Genomic DNA, 20,095 nt, shown 5'->3' on the forward strand with positions numbered 1-20,095 from the left:
ACCTGTGGCACGCTGGCGCGATTCGGCCCAGGGGGAGGCACACTGTGCGGGTTTTGGTCGTCGAGGACGAGAGAATGCTCGCCGACTCGATCGCGGAAGGGCTGCGCGGGGAGGCGCTCGCCGTCGACGTCGCCTACGACGGGGAGGCGGCGCTGGAACGGCTACGGCTGCACGCCTACGACGTGCTCGTCCTCGACCGGGACCTGCCCGGCCTGCACGGCGACGACGTGTGCAGGACCGTGGTCGCCGAGGGCGGCGAGGTGCGGATCATCATGCTCACCGCGGCGGGCGACGTGCGCTGCAGGGTGGAGGGGCTCGCCCTGGGCGCCGACGACTACCTGCCCAAGCCGTTCGCCTTCGAGGAGCTGACGGCCCGCGTCCACGCACTGGGCCGCCGGGTGCGCCCCGCCGACCCGCCGGTGCTGGTGCGGGCCGGCATCAGCCTGGACCGGGCGCACCGGCAGGTGTTCCGCGACGGCCGCTACGTGCCGCTCGCACGCAAGGAGTTCGGCGTGCTGGCCGAGCTGCTGCGCGCCGCAGGGGCGGTGGTCTCCAGCGAGACGCTCCTGGAGAAGGTGTGGGACGAGCACACCGACCCGTTCACCAACACGGTGAGAACGACGATGATGAAGTTGCGCCGGAAGATCGGCGACCCGCCGGTCATCGAGACCGTCACGGGAGTGGGATACCGGATTCCATGAGGATGAGCGTTCGTTTCCGGCTCGCCGTCATCTGCGGCACGGTGACCCTCTACGTCGGCGTCATGCTGGTCGGGGGACTCGCCTTCCTCGTACGGCAGAGCCTGGAGCCCCGCGACGGGTTGCGACATCCCGCGTACATCCGGGTCGCGGGCATGTTCTACAGCCCGGAGCATTCCGAGTATCGGGTGGCGGAGCAGCGCGTCGCGCAGGTGAGGCGCGTCTACCAGGCCGACACGATCAACAAGGTCCTCACCCTGGGCGGCCTCGCGGTGTTCGTGAGCGCCGGGCTCGCGACGGTGATCGGCTGGCGGGCCGCGACCTGGGCGCTCCGCCCTGTCAGGGAGGTCACCGCGAGCGCGCGGCACATCGCCCAGAGCCATGACCTCAGCGGCCGCATCACCTACGCCGGCCGCGACGGCGAGGTCAAGGAGCTCGCCGACATCGTCGACACCATCGTCGGCCGTCTCGCCCGCTCCTTCGACGGTCAGCGGCGCTTCGTCGCCAACGCCTCCCACGAGCTGCGCACCCCGCTCACCATCAACCGCACCCTCGTGGACGTGGCGGTCAGGCGGCCCGACGCGACGGAGGACGTCAAGCGGCTCGGCGAGTCCCTGCTGCTGGTCAACGCCCGCCACGAGCGGCTGATCGACGGTCTGCTCGCCCTGACCGAGGGCGAGCAGGCGGTCCTCGACCGCCGTCCCTTCGACCTGACCGACGTGGTCGAGCACGTGCTCGACCTGGCGGGCAAGGAGGCGGGAGAACGCGAGGTGGCCATCCACCGGCTGCTGGACCCCGCGCCGACCGCCGGTGAGCCGGTGCTGGTCGAGAGGCTCGTGCAGAACCTCGTGGAGAACGCGATCCGGCACAACCACGCCGACGGCGAGGTGTGGGTCTCCACCCGCTCTCGCGCCGACCGGGTGGAGCTGGTGGTGGCCAACACCGGGTTGCCGGTGCCGCACTACGAGATCGAGACGATCTTCGAGCCGTTCCGGCGGCTGCACGGCGACCGGCTGCGCTCCGAGCGCGGCAGCGGTCTGGGCCTGTCGATCGTGCGGGTCGTCGCCGAGGCCCACGGCGGCACCGTGACCGCGAGCTCCCGGGAGGAGGGCGGTCTGACGGTCGCCGTCGAGCTGCCGCGCGAGAGTCCCTGACGCCCGGTCGTCGTATCGGGCGCGATTCCGCGACCGGCTCCCCGGCACGGGGAGTCCTCGGCCGGATCGGCCGACCGGGGCTCGGCTGGGGCGATCGGTTCCCTGGCGTGGGGAGTCATCCCCGGGGCCTTTGGCGGTCCGATTCGGGTGGGTCCGGTATGGCTCCTTCTCCCCACCGGAGCCGTACCGGACGAAGACGTCAGGTGAGCAGCGTCACGAGCGTGGCGAAGGCCACCCACGCGAGCAGCAGGGCCAGGTGCATCCGGCCGGTCAGGACCTGCATGGTGATCCCCCCTTTCTGCAGGGGATCCTGCCCGGCCGTTCTTGGAAGGCGGTTGGGAGTCACTGGTTCCCGGTGATCACACCGCAGGCGATGCGCCCGCCGGAGTCTCCCGCTTTGAGGGTCTCCGCGTCCGGACCGGTGCCGGGGCTCGGGTCGGCCGGGTGGCTGTAGCGGTCGGGAATGTTGGAGTGGTTGTCCGGCAGGGCGTGGATGACGACGGCACTGCCGTCGCGGTCGAAGAGCTGTCCCACCCTGAACCGGTCGGTCACGACGGTCGCCGCACCGGTGCCGTCGGCGCCGACGAGGAGGTTGGGCAGGTCACCGGAGTGGTCGCTGTGTTTGACCGGCGGGATGGTGAAGTGCGGGCCCGCGCTGGCGAAGGGGCTGCCGGTGACCGGGTCGGTCGACTTCGGGTCGCAGACGCCCTTCATGTGAACGTGGAAGCCGTGGAATCCGGCCGGCAGGCCGCCGACGGTGATCGTCAGCTTGGACTTGCCGTCCGGCTGCTCGGCGATGCTCAGGGAACCGACGTTCTTCCCCGCGGTGTTCTTGATGACGGCCTTGGCCGACGACTGGGGTCCCGGCGATGACATCGGTGAAATCTGCGACATATGTGACGTGTGTGGCATCTGTGACATCTGCGATATCGCCTGGGCGGCCGGAGCCGGCACCGTCGTCCCGAGCGCGACGGCCAGGGCGAGACAGGTTCTGTGAAGCATGAGATATCCCCCCGTACGAGTCCCGGGCTCCCCGAGACGGCGGGGAGCCCGGTACAGGCTTCCTACCCCAGGTGGGGACGGGAACCGGGGGAACCACGCCGTCTCATCGGGCAAAGCCGTACCGTGCGAGGCCGTCCGAGGCGTAACCGGGCCGTACGGAGGCGTGCCGCCCGAGGCCACGCCGGGCGAGCGTGACGGGAAAGTCGTACGAGACGAGACCACCCCCGTCCCGCCGGAGGCGCCCGGCGGGACGGGGGTGGTGAGGATCAGTTGGCGCGCTTGGCGCGGGCGGTGGTGCGGGCGCGGGTCGAGGCGTCGAGGACGACCTTGCGGATGCGCACGTTCTCCGGCGTGATCTCCACGCACTCGTCCTCGCGGATGAACTCCAGCGCCTGCTCCAGCGAGAGCTGACGCGGCGGGATCAGCGTCTCCGTCGTGTCGCTCGTCGAGGAGCGCATGTTGGTGAGCTTCTTCTCCTTGGTGATGTTCACGTCCATGTCGTCGGAGCGCGAGTTCTCACCGATGATCATGCCCTCGTAGACCTCGGTGGTCGGCTGGACGAACAGGACACCGCGCTCCTGCAGGTTCAGCATGGCGAACGGGGTCACCGGGCCCGGCCGGTCGGCGACGAGCGAGCCGTTGTTGCGGGTGCGCAGCTCGCCGAACCACGGCTCGTAGTCCTCGAAGACGTGGTTCACGATGCCGGTGCCGCGGGTCTCGGTGAGGAACTCGGTGCGGAAACCGATCAGGCCGCGGGCCGGGACCACGAACTCCATGCGGATCCAGCCGGTGCCGTGGTTGGTCATGTGCTCCATGCGGCCCTTGCGGACGGCGAGCAGCTGCGTGATCGCCCCGAGGTATTCCTCAGGGCAGTCGATGGTCACCCGCTCGACCGGCTCGTGGACCTTGCCGTCGACGAGCTTGGTGACGACCTGCGGCTTGCCGACGGTGAGCTCGTAGCCCTCGCGGCGCATCTGCTCGACCAGGATGGCGAGCGCGAGCTCACCACGGCCCTGCACCTCCCACGCGTCGGGGCGGTCGGTCGGCAGGACGCGCAGCGACACGTTGCCGACGAGCTCCTTGTCGAGCCGGTCCTTCACCATGCGGGCGGTGACCTTGGAGCCCTTCACCCTGCCGACCAGCGGAGAGGTGTTGGTGCCGATGGTCATGGAGATCGCGGGCTCGTCGACCGTGATGAGGGGGAGCGGGCGCGGGTCGTCGGGGTCGGCGAGGGTCTCACCGATCATGATGTCCGGGATGCCGGCGATCGCGATGATGTCGCCGGGCCCCGCCTCCTCGGCGGGCTTGCGCTCCAGCGCGTCGGTCATCAGCAGCTCGGTGATCTTCACCCGCTGGATGCTGCCGTCGGTGCGGCACCAGGCGACCTGCTGGCCCTTCTTGATGGTGCCCTGGTGGATGCGGCAGAGCGCGATCCTGCCCAGGTAGGAGGAGGCGTCGAGGTTGGTGACGTGCGCCTGCAGCGGGGCCGTCGGGTCGTACACCGGGGCCGGGATCGTGTTCTTGATGACCTCGAACAGCGGCTCCAGGTCCTCGGAGTCCGGCATCGCCGCGTCCTCGGGACGGTTGAGCGAGGCGCGCCCGGCCTTGGCCGAGGCGTAGACGATCGGGAAGTCGATCTGCTCCTCGGTGGCGTCCAGGTCGATGAAGAGCTCGTAGACCTCGTCCACGACCTCCTTGATCCGGGCGTCGGGGCGGTCGACCTTGTTGATGCACAGGATGACCGGCATCTTGGCGGCGAACGCCTTGCGCAGCACGAACCGGGTCTGCGGCAGCGGCCCCTCGGAGGCGTCGACCAGCAGCACGACACCGTCGACCATGGACAGGCCCCGCTCGACCTCGCCGCCGAAGTCGGCGTGGCCGGGGGTGTCGATGATGTTGAGCGTCATGCCGCCGTGCTTGACGGCGGTGTTCTTCGCGAGAATGGTGATCCCCTTCTCGCGCTCAAGGTCGTTGGAGTCCATGACGCGGTCGTCCACGTCCTGGTTGACGCGGAAGGCGCCCGACTGCCAGAGCATGGCATCCACGAGAGTGGTCTTGCCGTGGTCGACGTGCGCGATGATCGCGATGTTCCGCAGGTCGTCGCGGCTGTTCAAAGGCATGATGGAGTCTCACTCTGTGATCGTGGAGGCTGACCGCGGACTGTGCGGCCCTCCTATTTTAGTTGATCCGGACAATCGCTCTCACGTGTCCGGCATATGAGGTGCGTCAATTCACCCGCGGGACACCCTCCAGCCCTCCGGCGGAGGGCGGCGGGAGGTAGCGCGGATCGCGGTTTCGGCCCTGCCGCGGCGGGTTCGCGACCGGGCCGGGGGTGTCCGGTGCGCGGGCGGGGGTGAGCGAGGCGGACCGGCTGTGAACGGGGCGCGGACGGGGCACGGAAGAAGGGGGACGGGCGGGGCGCGACCGGGCGACCGGCACTGCCTAAGCTCGGATCCATGCCTCTCGCACCCTCGTTTCCCGCGATGCTCAGAACCCGGGACAACCTGCGGATAGACGCCGCCCACAGCCCCTCACGCGGCGCGGACGATCTCGGGATCGTCCTCGCCCACGGCTTCACCGGATCGTTCAGGGAACGCGCCACGCGCCGTATCGCCCACGTGCTCGGCGGGTTCGGCGGGGTGGTGGCGTTCGACTTCAGGGGACACGGCCGTTCCGCAGGTATGTCGACCGTGGGAGACAGGGAGATCTTCGACATGGAGGCGGCGGTACGGCACGCGCGGGCGATCGGCTACCGCAGGGTGGTGACCGTCGGGTTCTCCATGGGCGGGGCGGTCGCCGTACGGCACGCGGGGGTGCTGGGCGGCGTGGAGGCGGTGGTGTCGGTGAGCGCGCCCGCCCGGTGGTACTACCGGGGGACCAGGCCGATGCGCCAGGTGCACTGGGCGATCGAGAGACCGGCCGGGCGGCTCGCCGCGCGGCTCGGCAAGCGCACCCGGATCATGAAGGGCGTGTGGGACCCGCTCCCGCTGGCGCCGTACGAGGCGGCGGCGAAGATCTCACCGGTGCCGCTCCTGGTCGTGCACGGCGACGCGGACCGGTTCTTCCCCCTCGACCACGCGTACCAGATCTACGAGGCCGCGAACGAGCCGAAGGAGCTGTGGATCGAACCCGGCTTCGGCCACGCGGAGACGGCGGCCACACCGGATCTGGTCCGTCGCGTCGGGAGGTGGGTCGCGACCCGTTCCGGCCCTCCGGAATGTCTATCCTCGTGAAGATTGACCGTATGGCGAAGGCGACGTGACGAGGCGACGCGGCGAAGGTGACGTGACGAAGGTGACGTGACGGCGGCGGGCAGCGGCGACGGCCGCGGGTAGTGGCCCAGGCAGCGGTACGGACACCGGCCCGAGGCGGCGGCACGGGCAGCGACGAGGCGGCGGCGAGGGGACGGAACAGGACGCATGCGAAGCATCTACGTTGCGGGTCTTGGGCGGGGAGACGGCAGGCAGATCGTCGAGCTCGGCATGATGGAGCTGCTGAGCGGGCGGGCCGACCGCACGGGAGTGTTCCGGCCGATCACCGGTGGCGGTGAGGACCGGGTGATGGAGCTGCTCCGGGCCAGATACCGCCCCGCGGCCTCGGCGACCGGGGTGAGCGCCGAGGAGGCCGCGGAGATCTACGCGGAGCGGGGCGCCGAGGAGCTCATCGGCCGCCTGGTCGCCCGCTTCCACACCCTGGAGCGCGAGTGCGACGCCATGCTGGTGCTCGGCAGCTTCTTCGACACCGACGACCTGCCGCGCGAGCTCGCCTTCAACGCCCGCCTCGCCGCCGAGTTCGGCGCTCCGGTGATCGTGGTGGTGGGCGCGCACGGCGACGACGCCGAGGAGATCGCGACGGAGATGCGCACCGGCTACCAGGTCTTCTCCGACCTGGGCTGCACCGTGCTCGCGGTGATCGCCAACCGGGTGCCCGAGGGCACGGTCATCGAGTGCGACCTGCCGGTGCCCCACTACGCCGTACCGGAGCACCCCTCACTGTCGGCGCCGACCGTCGGACAGGTCATGCGGGCCGTGGACGCCGAGTTCATCCAGGGGGCCGAGGACGGGCTGCTCCGCGACGTGCTCGGCTTCGTCTTCGGCGGGGCCACGCTGCCGGTCTTCCTTGAGCACCTCGTCGACGGCGCGCTCGTGATCACACCGGGCGACCGCGCGGACCTGCTGCTGGTCTCGCTCGCCGTCGAGGCCGCCGGTACGGCGAGACCGGCCGGGGTCGTCCTCACCGTGGGGGAGCGGCCCAGCGAGGCCGTGATGGAGCTCACCGCCCGCCTCGCGCCCGGCGTGCCGGTGCTCGCGGCCAAACAGGACAGCTTCACCGTGGCGACCACCCTCGCCGAGCTGGAGGGACGGCTCACCGCGGACAACCCCCGCAAGATCGAGACGGCCCTCGGCCACTTCGAGGCGCACGTGGACGCGACCGGTCTCGCCGACAGGATCGAACTGACCCGCTCGGAACGGGTCACCCCGATGATGTTCGAGCACACCCTGCTGGAACGGGCGCGAGCCGACCGGCGCCACATCGTGCTGCCCGAGGGCGAGGAGGACCGCATCCTGCGGGCGGCCGACATCCTCCTGCGGCGCGGCATCGTCGACCTCACCCTCCTCGGCAGGGAGGACGTGGTGCGGCGGCGGATCGGCGACCTCGGCCTCGACCTGTCCGGCGTGACCGTCGTCGACCCGCTCACCTCGCCGCTGCGGGAGTCGTTCGCCGAGGAGTACGCGGCGCTGAGGGCCCACAAGGGGATGACCTTCGAGCCGGCGATGGACGTGGTCGCCGACGTCAACTTCTTCGGCACGATGATGCTGCACCGGGGCCTGGTGCACGGCATGGTCTCCGGGGCCGCGCACACCACGGCCGCCACGATCCTGCCCGCCTTCCAGATCATCAAGACGGTGCCCGACACCTCGATCGTCTCCTCGGTCTTCTTCATGTGCCTGGCCGACCGGGTGCTCGTCTACGGCGACTGCGCGATCAACCCCGACCCCGGCGCCGAGATGCTCGCCGACATCGCGATCTCCTCGGCCCGTACGGCGAGGCGGTTCGGCGTCGAGCCGAGGATCGCGATGCTCTCCTACTCCACCGGCGAGTCGGGCAGCGGCGCCGACGTCGACAAGGTCCGCGCCGCCACCGCCCTGGTCGCGGAACGGGCCCCCGACCTGCTGGTCGAGGGGCCGATCCAGTACGACGCGGCGGTGGACGCCAGGGTCGCCGCCGCCAAGCTGCCCGGGTCGCGGGTCGCCGGCCGGGCGACCGTGCTGATCTTCCCGGACCTGAACACCGGCAACAACACCTACAAGGCCGTGCAGCGCTCGGCCGGAGCCGTCGCGGTCGGACCCGTCCTGCAGGGACTGCGCAGGCCGGTCAACGACCTGTCGCGCGGAGCCCTGGTCACCGACATCGTGAGCACCGTCGCCATCACCGCCGTACAGGCGCAGGAGGTCACCGAATGAGCGAACGAGCCGCGCGGACGACCGAGGTCTCCGGCCTGGACGGGGGTACCGACCACGGGAGTGATGTGGTGCGGGCGAGTGACGCGGGCCGGGCGGGTGACGTGGTCCACAGGAGTGGTTCGGTGCGTGAGGGTGACGCGGGCCGGGAGGGGGGAGCGGTTCGGGGGAGTGGTTCGACGGTGGGCGGTGACGCGGGCCGGGGGAATGGCCCGGCGCGGGAGGACGACGGGGCCGGGGAGCCGGGCCGGGTGCTCGTCCTCAACTCGGGGTCCTCCTCGCTGAAGTACCGGCTCCTGTCCGGCGCCGAGCGGCTCGCCTCGGGAACGGTGGAGCGCATCGGCGAGCCCGGCTCCCCGGTACCCGACCACCGGGCGGCGCTGAAGGCCGTCGCCGAGCGGCTCGCCGCCGAAGGACTGGGACTCGACTCCCCGGAACTCGCCGCGATCGGGCACCGGGTGGTGCACGGGGGGACGGACTTCACCCGGCCCACCCTCATCACCGACGAGGTGGTGAGAGGGATCGAGCGGCTCATCCCGCTCGCGCCGCTGCACAACCCCGCGAACCTGGCGGGCATCGAGGTCGCCCGGCGGCTCCGCCCCGACCTGCCGCAGGTCGCCGTCTTCGACACCGCCTTCCACGCCACGATCCCCCCGGCCGCCTCGACGTACGCGATCGACCGCGAGGTGGCCGCGCGGCTGGGCGTGCGGCGTTACGGCTTCCACGGCACCTCACACGCCTACGTCTCGCGCCAGGCCGCACTCCTCGCCGGTGGGCCCGAGGCCAACGTGATCGTCCTGCACCTTGGCAACGGGGCCAGCGCCTCGGCGGTGTCCGCGGGGCGGTGCGTGGACACGTCCATGGGCATGACCCCGCTCGAAGGGCTCGTGATGGGGACCCGCAGCGGCGACCTGGACCCGGCGGTGGTCCTCTACCTGGCGCGTACGGCGGGCATGTCCCTCGACGAGATCGACGCGCTGCTCAACCGGCGCAGCGGCATGCTCGGCCTGTGCGGGGACAACGACATGCGCGCGGTGACGGAGCGGGTGGCCGCGGGCGACCCCGACGCCGAACTGGCCCTCTCGGTCTACTGCCACCGGCTCCGCAAGTACGTCGGCGCCTACTACGCCGTCCTCGGCACGGTCGACGTCATCGCCTTCACCGGCGGTGTCGGGGAGAACTCCGCCCTGGTCAGGGAGCGGGCGCTCGCCGGTCTCGGGGCGCTCGGCATCGCCGTCGACCCGGTGCGCAACGCCCGCGGCGACACGCTCGTCTCCGCCGACGGCGGGGCCGTGAAGGTCGCGGTGATCCCCACGGACGAGGAGTTCGAGATCGCCCGCCAAACTCTTTCCGTCGTTTCCCGAACCTTTCGCGGCTGAAAGACGTCTATCACGGCAGCGGGTCGAATCCGCCGCGAGAAGTGCGCGAAACCGAATCATCGTTCGGGGATCGTCGTGGGCCATACTTCTCGTGGCCGGACGGTCGCCCAGCGTCGCGGGGGTGCGTTGGGCGGCCGTCCGGCGGTGTGCCCGTACGACTCGTCGCGAGCCGTACGGGCACACCTGGGGGTGGTCCAACGAACCGACCCGGCAACCGTGGAACGGTGTGCGCCGTACGGGCACGCCCGGGGAGCGGTCCCCTCAGCCCAGACGGGCGATCGACTTGTACTCCAGATAGGCGGACAGCCCCTCCGGGCCCAGCTCGCGGCCGAGGCCGCTGCCCTTGAAGCCGCCGAAGGGCGAGCTGTTCTCGATCATAAAGAGGTTCACGCCGTAGGTGCCGGTGCGCACCTGGCGGGCGATGTCCATGCCGCGCTCGGTGTCGGCGGTCCACACCGTCCCCGCGAGGCCGTAGTCGCTGTCGTTGGCGATGCGGACCGCGTCCTTCTCGTCCTCGTACGGGATCACGGCCAGGACCGGCCCGAAGATCTCCTCGCGGGCGATGCGCATCTCGTTGGTGGCCCCCGCGAAGACGGTCGGCGCCACGTACCAGCCGCGGTCGTAAGGGCGCTCCAGGCCGCCGACGACCGGCTTGGCGCCCTCGTCGATGCCGATCCTGATGTAGTTCTCGACCCGCTCCTGCTGCCGCTTGGCGACCATCGGGCCGATGCCGGTGGCCGGGTCGGCGGGGTCGCCGACCGGCATGCTCCGTACCATCGCCGAGACCGCGTCCACGACCTCGTCGTAGCGGTTGCGCGAGGCGAGGATGCGGGTCTGGGCGACGCACGCCTGGCCGTTGTTCATCAGCGAGGCGATCGAGAGAAAGCCCATCGCGGAGGGCAGGTCGCAGTCGTCGAGGATGATCGCCGCGGACTTGCCGCCCAGCTCCAGGGTGCACCGCTTGAGCTGCTCGCCGCAGATCGCCGCGATGCGCCGCCCGGCGGCGGTGGAGCCGGTGAAGGCGACCTTGTCCACGCCGGGGTGGGAGATCAGGTACTCGCTCGTCTCGCGCCCGGCGGCGACGATGTTGACCACGCCGTCGGGGATGCCCGCCTCCTTGATCATCTCGGCCAGCAGGTAGGAGTCGAGCGGGGTCTCGGGCGCGGGCTTGACCACGACCGTGCATCCCGCGACGAGGGCCGGGGCCAGCTTGATCATGATGACGAACTGCGGGACGTTCCACGGGACCACCGCGGCGACCACGCCCACCGGCTCGCGGCGGACGGTCACGCTGCCGAACGTGCCGGGGCGCTCCTCCTCGACGGGGAAGGTCTTGCCCAGCTCGGCGTAGTACTGGAGCATGCCGAGCGGCTGCGGGGCCTGCGCCAGCTGGGAGAAGGTGATCGGGGAGCCCATCTCCAGGGTGATGAGCTCGGCGATCTCGCCCTGGCGGGCCGCGTAGATCTCGGCGAGCCTGCCGACGACGGCCGCGCGCTCGGCCATCGTCATCCGCGGCCACGGGCCGTGGTCGAACGCCTGGCGGGCGGCGGCCACCGCCCGGTCCATGTCGGCCGGGGTGCCGTCGGGGACCCGGCCGACGACCTCCTCGGTGTGAGGGGAGACGACGTCGATGACGTCGGTTCCCGCGGGGGCCACCCAGTCGCCTCCGATGAAGAGCGTGTCGTGCTGGCGCATGATGTGTTGCCTCCTGGTGGGCGGGCCAGAGTCGCGATTCTCGGATGGTCTCATCGGCTGGGGAGGACGCGACGCGCCCTGCCGGTGCTTGAGACGCTGTTTGAGACCGAATCATGTTCTACCGCTGATGACAAGAGTCGCCGGACGTCTTCGGAGCCCTTCCCGCGCTCTCGCCGTGTCCTCGTAGCGTCTCATCCTCGTGGCGTCTCAGCCGGGTCCTCGCCGTGTCGTCGTCGGACTCTTCGTCACGCTCTTGGCCGGACTTCTTCGTCGCGCTCTTCGTGACGCTCGTGGGGCGCTCTTCGTGACGGTCCCGGCGATGGCCTTCGCGGGGTCTTGACGGTGGTCTTCGTGATGCTCATCCCGGTGCGGGCGGCGTGGTGTGTTCTGTGCGAGGATTCACCGGAGTGACAGGAGTGGCATGTCCTGCAGTACTTCTTTAAATCCCCTTAAAGGGGCATATAGTTCACCAATGGTGCGCGAGTTCCTTCGTTCCGGTGGCGAGCGTCAAGATCGCCTTCTATAGTTTCGCTCCGTCTATGAGGGTGCTCGGAGGTGAGCGAAGCGTGAGGCCGACTCGCGCAGCCGCATTGGCTGTAACACTCACCGTGATGATCCTGTCGCCCGCCGTCGCCGGAGCCGCGCCCCTCCGGACCGCCAGACCCAACCCCGAGGCCGAACTCAAGAGGCTCACCCAAGAGGCCGCCGCGATCAACAAGAGTTACCGCGGTCAGGTGCAGAGCCTGGAGGAGACCCGGGTCCAGGCCGGCAAGGCCACCACCACCGCCAAAAGCCTCAGGCGCGCCCTGGCCAGGGCCGAGACCGACGTCGTGCGTTTCGCCCAGACCGCCTACATGGGCGGCGCCCTCGACGACGGCAGCCTGCTGAGCTTCCAGGGCGACGCCAACCAGGCCCTCAGCCAGGCCGCCACCATGTCCCACCTGGCCAGTCGCCGAGCCAGCCAGCTCAACCGGGTCAGGGACCTCGTCAAGAAGGCCAAGACCGCGGAGAAGTCCGCCGACGCGAAGATCGTCAAGCTCAAGAAGGACATCGCCGACCTCAAGCGGCAGCGGGTCAGGATCGAGAGACTCCTGGCCAAGTACGGCTTCCAGACCCCCTCGGGCAACGGCGGCCTCACCCCCCGTACGGTCACCATGCGCAACCTCGTGCTGCAGAACTTCCCGATGCCCTACGGCTACGGCTGCCTGCGCCCCGGCGACCCCGGCGAACACGGCAGCGGCCGGGCCTGCGACTTCATGATGAGCTCCGGCGGCAGCGTCCCCGCGGCGGACGCGCTGGCGCGCGGCAACCGCCTCGCCCAGTGGGCCATCGACAACGGCAACCGCCTGGGGGTCATGTACATCATCTGGCAGCAGAAGTACTACGACGTCCGTACGGGCGCCGGATGGAAGATGATGTCCAACCGAGGCGGCAACACCGCCAACCACATCGACCACGTCCACATCTCGATGTTCTGAGCTGCCAGGCTTCTGACCTGCGGTGATCTCGTTAAGATCGATCGACCTTGCCCTGCGGGATCGGACTCAGGCCAGGCGTATTCCGTAGACGGGCCGGGCGCGGGACGGGCAACAAAAGTTTCGAGCTTTTCCGAAGTTTTCGTTGTCCGCTCGTGGCCTGGGGGTCTCCTGTGTGGCGGCACATGCGAGCGCCGCCAGACGTCCCCTCCGAGATTCCCCAACAGGACAAGGACTTCATTCACTATGAGCACAACCGCCTCGCGCGGCATCCGAGCCGGACGCGGGTCCGTCGTACGCCAGGTCCGCCGCCTGTCGCTGGCCGGTGTTCTCGTCGGCCTCCTGGGCGCCTCCATGGTGAGCGTCACCTCCCCGGCCGCCGCGGCCGAGGTGCCCCTCTCGCAGGGCCGTACCGCCATCGCCTCCTCGGCGGAGCGCGGTGACCTGTCGGCCGCGGCCGCCGTCGACGGCAAGGCCGGCACCCGCTGGGGCAGCAAGTTCAGCGACCCACAGTGGCTCGCGGTCGACCTCGGCAGGTCCACCGCCATCAAGAAGATCGTCATCAACTGGGAGAACGCCTACGCGACGGCGTTCCAGATCCAGACCGCCGCCGGCGGTAACGGCCCCTGGAAGACGGTGCACAGCACCACAGCGGGCAAGGGCGGCGTCCAGACCATCAACCTGTCGGCCACCGGCAGGTTCGTGCGGCTGTACGCGACCAAGCGGTCCGGCCAGTACGGCGTCTCGCTGTGGGAGTTCCAGGTCTTCGGCACCGGCTCGGGCACCACGAACCCGACCCCGACTCCCACCTCGACCCCGAAGCCGACCACCACCGCGACGCCCAAGCCGACGTCCAGCGCCACCCCGACCACCACCACGCCCGCCGTCGGCTGGGTGCCGGTGAACCAGGCCGCGTGGAAGAAGGCCCTGGACATCTACAACAAGGTCGCGCCCCAGGCGGTCCCCGCGGGAATCGTGAGGGTCCCCGAGTTCCACACCAACTGCACGGTGGCCAACGAGGCCAAGGACGACCCGATCGTGCTGCCCGGCCTGGTCGGCGCCTCCCACCTGCACACCTTCTTCGGCCCGAAGGTGTCGGCGAACACCACGACGGAGGACCTGCTCAAGAGCGCCACGACCTGTGACGCTCTCGGGGACAACAGCGCCTACTGGGCACCGACCCTGCTGAAGAACGGCAAGCCGGTCCCGATGAAGAACTTCCGCGTGTACTACGGCTCCCGGCTCAAGGACCCGTCGGAGGTCGTGCCGTTCCCGCCCGGCCTGCGCGTGGTGCAGGGCGACGCGAAGCGGCAGGTGGCGACGCCGAAGGGTGCCTCCGGCCAGTTCTGGTGCGCCGGCAGCGCGGAGACCGGCCGTAGCGCCGACGGCAACTGGCCCGTCTGCGCCCCGGGCGGCAACCTGATCTACCAGCTGACGTTCCAGGATTGCTGGGACGGCAAGCACATCGACTCGCCCGACCACAAGTCGCACATGGGGCCGGCCAAGAACGGCACGTGCTCCGGCGACTACCCGGTCGCGGTCCCCAACCTCTCGTTCATGCTCGGCTACGACTCCCTCGGCGGTGACGGCCTGGCGCTGTCGTCGGGCCTGCCGTCCTCGATCCACGGGGACTTCATGAACGCGTGGACGCCGGAGACGCTCGGCGCGCTCGTGAAGGTCTGCCTCAACGCGAAAGCCAAGTGCGGCACCACGCCGGGTTGGGGTCGCTGACCGATCCCCGCCACCACCTCGCATGACCTGCCGTGCCGGTGGCCCCGCGTCCCGCGGGGCCACCGGCACGCTCGCTTGACGGTGATCCCGCGTTCCGTGATCGTGCGGTGCCGCGGGCCACAGCTCGACGCGGCCCGGTCGTCAGAGGTTGTACCCACCGGAGGCCTCGATGTCCTGCGCGGTGATCCAGCGGCTTTCCTCGCCGAGCAGCATCGCGATGGCCATGCCGACGTCGTCCGGCTCGCCGATCCGGCCGAGGGCGGTACGGGCGGCGATGCCGGGGATCAGCTCGGGGAAACGTGCGAACGCGTCGTCGCCGATGCGGGTGCGGGTGACGCCGGGCGAGACGGAGTTGACGCGGATGCCCCGCTTGCTGAACTCCTTGGCCATGTAGCGGGTGAGGACCACAAGACCGCCCTTCAGGCTCCCGTACGCCGAGTAGCCGGGCTCCAGGCCCAAGGATTGGGACGAGCTGCTCGTGGTGTTGACGATCGCGCCGCCGTCGACCATCAGCGGCAGCAGCGTCTGGGTCAGGAAGTACGGTCCTTTGAGGAGTACGCGCGTGAGCCGGTCGAAAATCTCCTCGGTGGTGTCCTCGAACAGGGCCATGTGGCCGGCCCCGGCGTTGTTGACCAGGAAGTCGAAGCTGTCCCGCTGCCAGGTGTCGCGCAGTGCCGCGACCACCGAGTCGCGGAAGGCCGGGAACGTCTCGGAGCGGCCGACATCGAGGGGGAGTGCGACGGCCGTACCGCCGGCCTTCTCGATCGTCGCGACCGTGTCCAAAGCTCCGGCTTCGTTACCCTGATAGGTCAGGATGACGCCTGTCCCGCGCCGCGCGAGCTGGACGGCGGCGCTCTGCCCGATGCCCGAGCTGGCCCCGGTGATGATGGCGACGCGCATGATTGAACCATCCGTTTCGTTTCGTGGATTCGATAGCTGTAATAACAACAGCTCCACGTGCGCGGAGGTAGAAGAAAGCTCGCGACGCCTTGCACATTCCTATCGAATCTTCAGTCGCGCCACGTCCGGTACTTCGCACTCAACGGCACCCTCCTAGGTGCCGAGAGGATTGGGCAACGACGCGAGAGGATTTTCCTTCTCACTCGTACGCTTGATCGTGTTGTCCGAGGAGCAGACAACGTGAGGTGCGTGTGGGTGCTATCGGGCTTCGCGGTCGAGGTGCTGAACCAGAGCAGGTTTCGACCCGCCTCGGCGCGCTCTTCGGCATCCGGCTCGCACAAGGTCACGGAGGGCCAGTCTCGGGGCAGGTGCCCACGTGCCCTGGTGAGGTAGCCGCACAATGCGTCCGTTTTCTTCGATGCCCAGCCGCACCACGATGACTGACCGGTCGGTAGATGAGCCCGTTCGCTCAGGTGCGCTTTCAGAACGTGATGAATCCGTACAGCGCGAGATGGTTCGACTTCGTGCTGCCCACCGTGTGGCCGATGCTCGACGGTCGCACGGTGCCCTTGACGAACAGGTAGTCAATCTTCCTGGAGCCGGAGGTCGCCTTCGTTCCGTAACCGGTCATGCCGAAGCCGCCCAGCGTCGTCGGGGCGATGCCCGTGCGGTTGGCGTCGATCCCGATCACGCGGATGGTCGACGCGTTCATCAGGCTCGTGGCGTCCGCGCCGAGATGGATGCCGGATTTCGCGATGCCCGCGGAGCCGGCGCCCGCGCAGGCGTTCGCCCCGTTCTCTTCCGGGAGGTGCATGGTCGCGGCGAACACCGGTGTTCCCGTCGCCTTGACGGTGAACTTCGCGGCGATGGCGCTCGTGCGCTTCCACTTGTGCTCGTTGGCGCTGCTCGCGTCGTTGCTCGGCGGCTTGTACAGCGTGCACCCGGCCCCGTCGCGGTAGGACGTTCCCGGCTTCAGCCAGCCCGCGCTCCAGTATTTCGAGATGTCGCCCGCCGCGAGGCTCAACGTTCTGGTGTTGTAGAGGATCCCGTTGGTCTGCTTCTTCTTCAGGTCGCCGAGCGATTGCTGACTGCACCTGTGCGTGCCGCCCCACTCCTCGGGGTCGTCCCAGGCCACGATCGCCCTGTAGGTGCCCGCCGGATAGCCGAACTTGGCCGAGAGCTGGTCGGCGTACGCGGTGGCCTGTCCGGTGCCGCGCACCTGCTGCACGATCAGGAGGTCGGGCGCTTGCACACCTGAGGTGCCGGTTCGGTCGTTGTCGTCGACCAGCATCGACGTGAGGTGGTCCGGACCCGAGACCCGGGTGCACGAGCCGTCGGCGTTGTTCCTGACCAGGTTCTCGATGTTGTTGTTGTAGACCCGTAGGACGCGATCCGCCGAGGTCGTGGGCGCTTCGTGCGCCCGCGCGGCCGAGGGGGCGGCCGTGGTGAGCGCGACGGCCGCCGTCAGCGCTGCCGCGCCAATAGATCGATGATCGAATGGCATTGCCGCAGACTACCGATTCCCCCGGGGCGGACAAGGCGAACGCGACAGACAACGGACGATGGTCTCGTTCCGTGTGAACTCCTCCCAGAACGATCTCTCAGGGTGACGCGACGGTACGGTGTGCCGATGGGGGACATCTACGAACTCGTGCTGTCGGTGAACATTCGCGCTGACGTGACCGACGACGAGCTCGCCGAACTGCGGTGGCACGTGGGGCAGGGGCCGCGGCCCGAGCGCCTGCCGATCGGCTCTGACCGATATGTGGAGACCTATCCGCTCGGTGATCCCGACGACCCCGACTGCGAGTGGGAGGACGCGGAGGTGGAGCCGGTGTTCGCGCGGCGAGGCGCCGCCTGGCGGGTAGGAGGCGCGCTCGTCGCCGACCTGGTCGCGCGAGAGCGGCCTGACGGCTGGGCGCTGACGGTACGCCAAGAACTCCATCCCGACGACTTCTACCGGCTCCGGACACTGCTGGACTGGCTCGGCGGGTGCTCGATCGGCGCGCCGGCCGACGGTGTCGAATCCTTCGTCGGCTACCTGCGCTTCCACGAGAGCACCGAGATCGCGCCACTCGTTCTCGTGGGCGGGCGGATTCGCGTGCCGGAGGACATCGAATCGCATACCCCGCACTGGGAGGACGCCACGCTGTGACCGGTCCGGCCCGTGACGTGTCGGATGAGGCAGGTGATCGCGAGACCGGGCCGTACGTCCGGGTCACCGGCTGGCGGTACATGCCCGACGCTCACGGCCGGTTCCCCGGCCCGTGCCCGGTGTGCCTGCCTCCGGGGCAGTACGGAAGCGCGAGGATTCGCCGGAAGGCCGAGAGTCGCGGCTGTTGAATCCGGGGTACCGCGGTCGGTCGCGTCCCGGTGCGGCCTCCACTTCGAGAGGCCACCGTAGGTCGGTCACCATTCGCGCGTCGTCAACAACGATGACGGATCAGGTCTCGATGCTCTGGGAGAGTGAATTCGAACAGGTACCGGTACCGGTGGAAACTTCAGGTCGAAAACAGGTACCGATACCTGTTCCATCCGCTGTCAGGGAGCCGCTGTCAGGTGGTGGCGCCGGTCACGGTGCTTCCGGACTTGGTGATGTAGTACGTGAGCTGCTTTCCGCTCCAGAAGTGGAAGGTCAGGGTGATCCGGCCGTCGTTGACCTCGGCGAAGAACTCGGGCTTCAAGATGATGCTGTTCGCGTTGTAGTCGGGCTGGAAGTTCTGCCAGAACTCCTTGTAGGTGGTCCAGTTGGCCGGTCCGGCGGGGCTGCCGTCGGCGTACTTGGCCTCCATCGTGGCGAGCTGGTCTCCGCGGAACTGGGTGGGAATGGTGAACGAGCTGGTCGTGCCACTCGCGGCGGACTGGGTCGGTGTGTCGGAGCTGATGATGCTGATCGACCATGGGGTGCCCTGGGAGAACCGGGCCTCGATGGTGGAGTTCACGCCGTAGGCGCGGCTTCCGGCCAGCCTGGTGAGGGCTGAGGCGGTGAGGGTGAGTGTGTTGCCGGAAACGGTGTAGTCGGCGCCCTGGGCGAGGTTGGTGCCGCCCTGCCGCAGGCCCTGGAAGGTGGTGCCGTTGGGGTTGAGCGTGAGCGTCCGGCTGGTGATCGTGCCGGTCCGTGGCAGGTACACCTGATCGGAGGATGCCGTCCCCGAGCGTGTGGTCCAGCTCGCCTTGAACATCTCGTAGACGCCCTGGTCGCGCCACTTCAGTTCGTTGCGGTTCAGGAACTGGCCCGCGTCCCAGACCATGGTGGTGAGGTTCCGGATCCGGGCGTGATATCCGACCGCCTCCAGATACTTCAGGAACTCGCCCCGCTCGATGATGCCGGGCCTGGTGTGATCCCAGCTGAGGAGTGCCCACTCTCCGATGATCACGGGGATTCCGCGGGAGACGAATGTGGTCCGTACCCGGTCGAAGGTACCGACGAGGTCCTGTTCGACATTGCTGTCATATCGGGTGCCGCCCGCGATGTTGACGCTGAACGGCCACCAGCCGTAGAAGTGGACCGTCGCGGCCAGGTTGGGATCACGCAGTGCGGTGATGGTGGTGTTCAACGCGTCCAGCCGAGCCTGCTCGCCGCTGGTGTGCAGGGTGGGCAGCACGAGAAGCCGGGTGGTGTTGCCCCCGCCCGACTGCCGCACGAGGTGGACGAACTCCGTGTTGAAGGTGTTCGTCACCTGGTCGCTCTGGTCGTCTCCGGACGTGCCTGCGAACTGCGGCTCGTTGATGCTCTCGAACACCAGCTTCGGCGAGTGGTTGCGGAAGGTGCCGGAGATCTGCCGCCACAGGGCCTTGTACCGGTTCATCACGGTTGTGGAGTCGGCCGGGTAGCCGTTGATCCACTGCCATGAGTCGTGGTGGAGGTTGATCATCACGTAGAAGTCCTCGGCCAGCGACCAGTCGACGATCTGGCGGACGCGGTTCAGCCAGGCGGTGTCGATGGTGTAGTCCGGTGCGGGGCCGTGGTGGTTGCTCCAGGTGATCGGCAGCCGGATGCTCTTGTACCCCTGGGACCGTACGTGCCGGAGCAGGGTCTGGGTCGTCAGCGGATTGCCCCAGGCGGTCTCGTCGGGAATCGCGTCGAGGGTGTTGCCCAGATTCCACCCGGGTTGCATCGCGGCCACGGTGGCCATCGCGTCCCCCGGCTGCGGGGTCGGTGAGGGGGAAGGGGTCGGCGAAGGGGTCGGGGAAGGGGTCGGGCTGGGAGACGGTCCGACGTTTCCCGAGCACGTGACGCCGTTGAGGGTGAACGTGGCGGGCGCGGTGTTGCTGCCGGACCATGAACCGTTGAAGCCGAAGGAGACCGAGGCGTTGGTCGCCACGGTCCCGTTGTAGCTCATGTTCGCGGCGGTTGTCTGCGCCCCGGACGAGGTGACCGTCGCGTTCCACGCCTGGGTGATCTGCTGTCCCGATGGGAACGTCCAGGCGAGCCGCCAGGTGTTGACCGGGTCGCCGAGGTTGGTGACGTTCACGTTGGCGGTGAACCCGCCTTGCCATTGGGACGAGACCGTGTACTCCACGCGGCATCCGGTGGCGGCCTGGGCGTTGAAAGCCGTCATCGTGCTGACTGTCAATAACGCGATCACGGTGGCGAGG

15 protein-coding genes are annotated in these 20,095 nt (G+C 69.1%); 8 read left to right on the forward strand and 7 right to left on the reverse strand.

Features of this window, described 5'->3' with window-relative positions; genetic code table 11:
* The first annotated feature begins 44 nt into the window (after positions 1–44).
* Both ACFY3D_RS13795 and ACFY3D_RS13800 read left to right on the forward strand, forming a co-directional pair.
* Positions 45–701 carry a response regulator transcription factor gene (locus tag ACFY3D_RS13795; protein WP_362899542.1) on the forward strand — a complete coding sequence of 219 codons (657 nt, stop codon included), beginning with the start codon at positions 45–47 and terminating at the stop codon, positions 699–701.
* Between the two features lie 2 nt (positions 702–703).
* A complete protein-coding gene (locus ACFY3D_RS13800; RefSeq protein WP_389978948.1) occupies positions 704–1,852 on the forward strand; it encodes a sensor histidine kinase in 1,149 nt (382 codons plus the stop codon).
* Positions 1,853–2,051: 199 nt separating this feature from the next.
* On the opposite strand, the gene ACFY3D_RS13805 is transcribed toward ACFY3D_RS13800, so the two are convergent.
* The 3 genes from ACFY3D_RS13805 to typA form a co-directional block, all read right to left on the reverse strand.
* Positions 2,052–2,198, reverse strand: coding sequence for a hypothetical protein (locus ACFY3D_RS13805; protein WP_389978951.1), 147 nt, complete (start codon positions 2,196–2,198; stop codon positions 2,052–2,054).
* Positions 2,195–2,728, reverse strand: coding sequence for a superoxide dismutase family protein (locus tag ACFY3D_RS13810; protein ID WP_389978954.1), 534 nt, complete (start codon positions 2,726–2,728; stop codon positions 2,195–2,197). The genes ACFY3D_RS13805 and ACFY3D_RS13810 overlap by 4 nt, the downstream gene beginning before the upstream one ends.
* Positions 2,729–3,120: 392 nt before the next feature.
* Entirely contained in the window at positions 3,121–4,974 is a 1,854-nt protein-coding gene (gene typA / locus ACFY3D_RS13815; RefSeq protein ID WP_350949322.1) for a translational GTPase TypA, read from the reverse strand.
* 336 nt (positions 4,975–5,310) lie between these two features.
* Here typA and ACFY3D_RS13820 point away from each other — a divergent pair, with 336 nt between their 5' ends.
* The 3 genes from ACFY3D_RS13820 to ACFY3D_RS13830 all read left to right on the forward strand — a co-directional run bounded on the left by ACFY3D_RS13820 (position 5,311) and on the right by ACFY3D_RS13830 (position 9,695).
* Positions 5,311–6,087 carry an alpha/beta hydrolase gene (locus ACFY3D_RS13820; RefSeq protein ID WP_389978957.1) on the forward strand — a complete coding sequence of 259 codons (777 nt, stop codon included), beginning with the start codon at positions 5,311–5,313 and terminating at the stop codon, positions 6,085–6,087.
* A gap of 186 nt (positions 6,088–6,273) precedes the next feature.
* Complete coding sequence (gene pta / locus ACFY3D_RS13825) at positions 6,274–8,319, forward strand: phosphate acetyltransferase (RefSeq protein ID WP_389978960.1); 2,046 nt, start codon at positions 6,274–6,276, stop codon at positions 8,317–8,319.
* Positions 8,316–9,695, forward strand: coding sequence for an acetate/propionate family kinase (locus ACFY3D_RS13830; RefSeq protein WP_389978964.1), 1,380 nt, complete (start codon positions 8,316–8,318; stop codon positions 9,693–9,695). The genes pta and ACFY3D_RS13830 overlap by 4 nt, the downstream gene beginning before the upstream one ends.
* A gap of 261 nt (positions 9,696–9,956) precedes the next feature.
* Here the strand turns inward: ACFY3D_RS13830 and ACFY3D_RS13835 are convergent, their stop codons facing one another.
* Positions 9,957–11,390, reverse strand: coding sequence for an aldehyde dehydrogenase (locus ACFY3D_RS13835; RefSeq protein WP_389978967.1), 1,434 nt, complete (start codon positions 11,388–11,390; stop codon positions 9,957–9,959).
* 611 nt (positions 11,391–12,001) lie between these two features.
* On the opposite strand from ACFY3D_RS13835, the gene ACFY3D_RS13840 reads away from it, so the two are divergent.
* Both ACFY3D_RS13840 and ACFY3D_RS13845 read left to right on the forward strand, forming a co-directional pair.
* Entirely contained in the window at positions 12,002–12,868 is an 867-nt protein-coding gene (locus ACFY3D_RS13840; RefSeq protein WP_389978970.1) for a hypothetical protein, read from the forward strand.
* A 243-nt stretch (positions 12,869–13,111) separates the two neighbouring features.
* On the forward strand, positions 13,112–14,596 hold the full coding sequence (locus ACFY3D_RS13845) for a DUF1996 domain-containing protein (protein WP_389978973.1): 1,485 nt from the start codon (positions 13,112–13,114) through the stop codon (positions 14,594–14,596).
* A gap of 141 nt (positions 14,597–14,737) precedes the next feature.
* Here the strand turns inward: ACFY3D_RS13845 and ACFY3D_RS13850 are convergent, their stop codons facing one another.
* The gene (locus ACFY3D_RS13850) at positions 14,738–15,496 is read right to left on the reverse strand and encodes an SDR family NAD(P)-dependent oxidoreductase (RefSeq protein ID WP_389978976.1); all 759 of its coding nucleotides are present in this window, start codon (positions 15,494–15,496) and stop codon (positions 14,738–14,740) included.
* Between the two features lie 481 nt (positions 15,497–15,977).
* Positions 15,978–17,000: a hypothetical protein gene (locus tag ACFY3D_RS13855; RefSeq protein WP_389978979.1), complete on the reverse strand. Its 1,023-nt coding sequence runs from the start codon at positions 16,998–17,000 to the stop codon at positions 15,978–15,980.
* A gap of 126 nt (positions 17,001–17,126) precedes the next feature.
* Here ACFY3D_RS13855 and ACFY3D_RS13860 point away from each other — a divergent pair, with 126 nt between their 5' ends.
* Positions 17,127–17,651 carry a hypothetical protein gene (locus ACFY3D_RS13860; RefSeq protein WP_389978982.1) on the forward strand — a complete coding sequence of 175 codons (525 nt, stop codon included), beginning with the start codon at positions 17,127–17,129 and terminating at the stop codon, positions 17,649–17,651.
* 400 nt (positions 17,652–18,051) lie between these two features.
* Here ACFY3D_RS13860 and ACFY3D_RS13865 read toward each other — a convergent pair whose 3' ends face one another.
* Positions 18,052–20,058 (reverse strand): cellulase family glycosylhydrolase, encoded by a 2,007-nt coding sequence (locus ACFY3D_RS13865; protein WP_389978985.1) that lies wholly within the window; start codon positions 20,056–20,058, stop codon positions 18,052–18,054.
* Positions 20,059–20,095 lie beyond the last annotated feature (37 nt).

This window comes from Streptosporangium sp. NPDC000509 (genome assembly GCF_042898365.1).
GTDB lineage: Bacteria > Actinomycetota > Actinomycetes > Streptosporangiales > Streptosporangiaceae > Streptosporangium.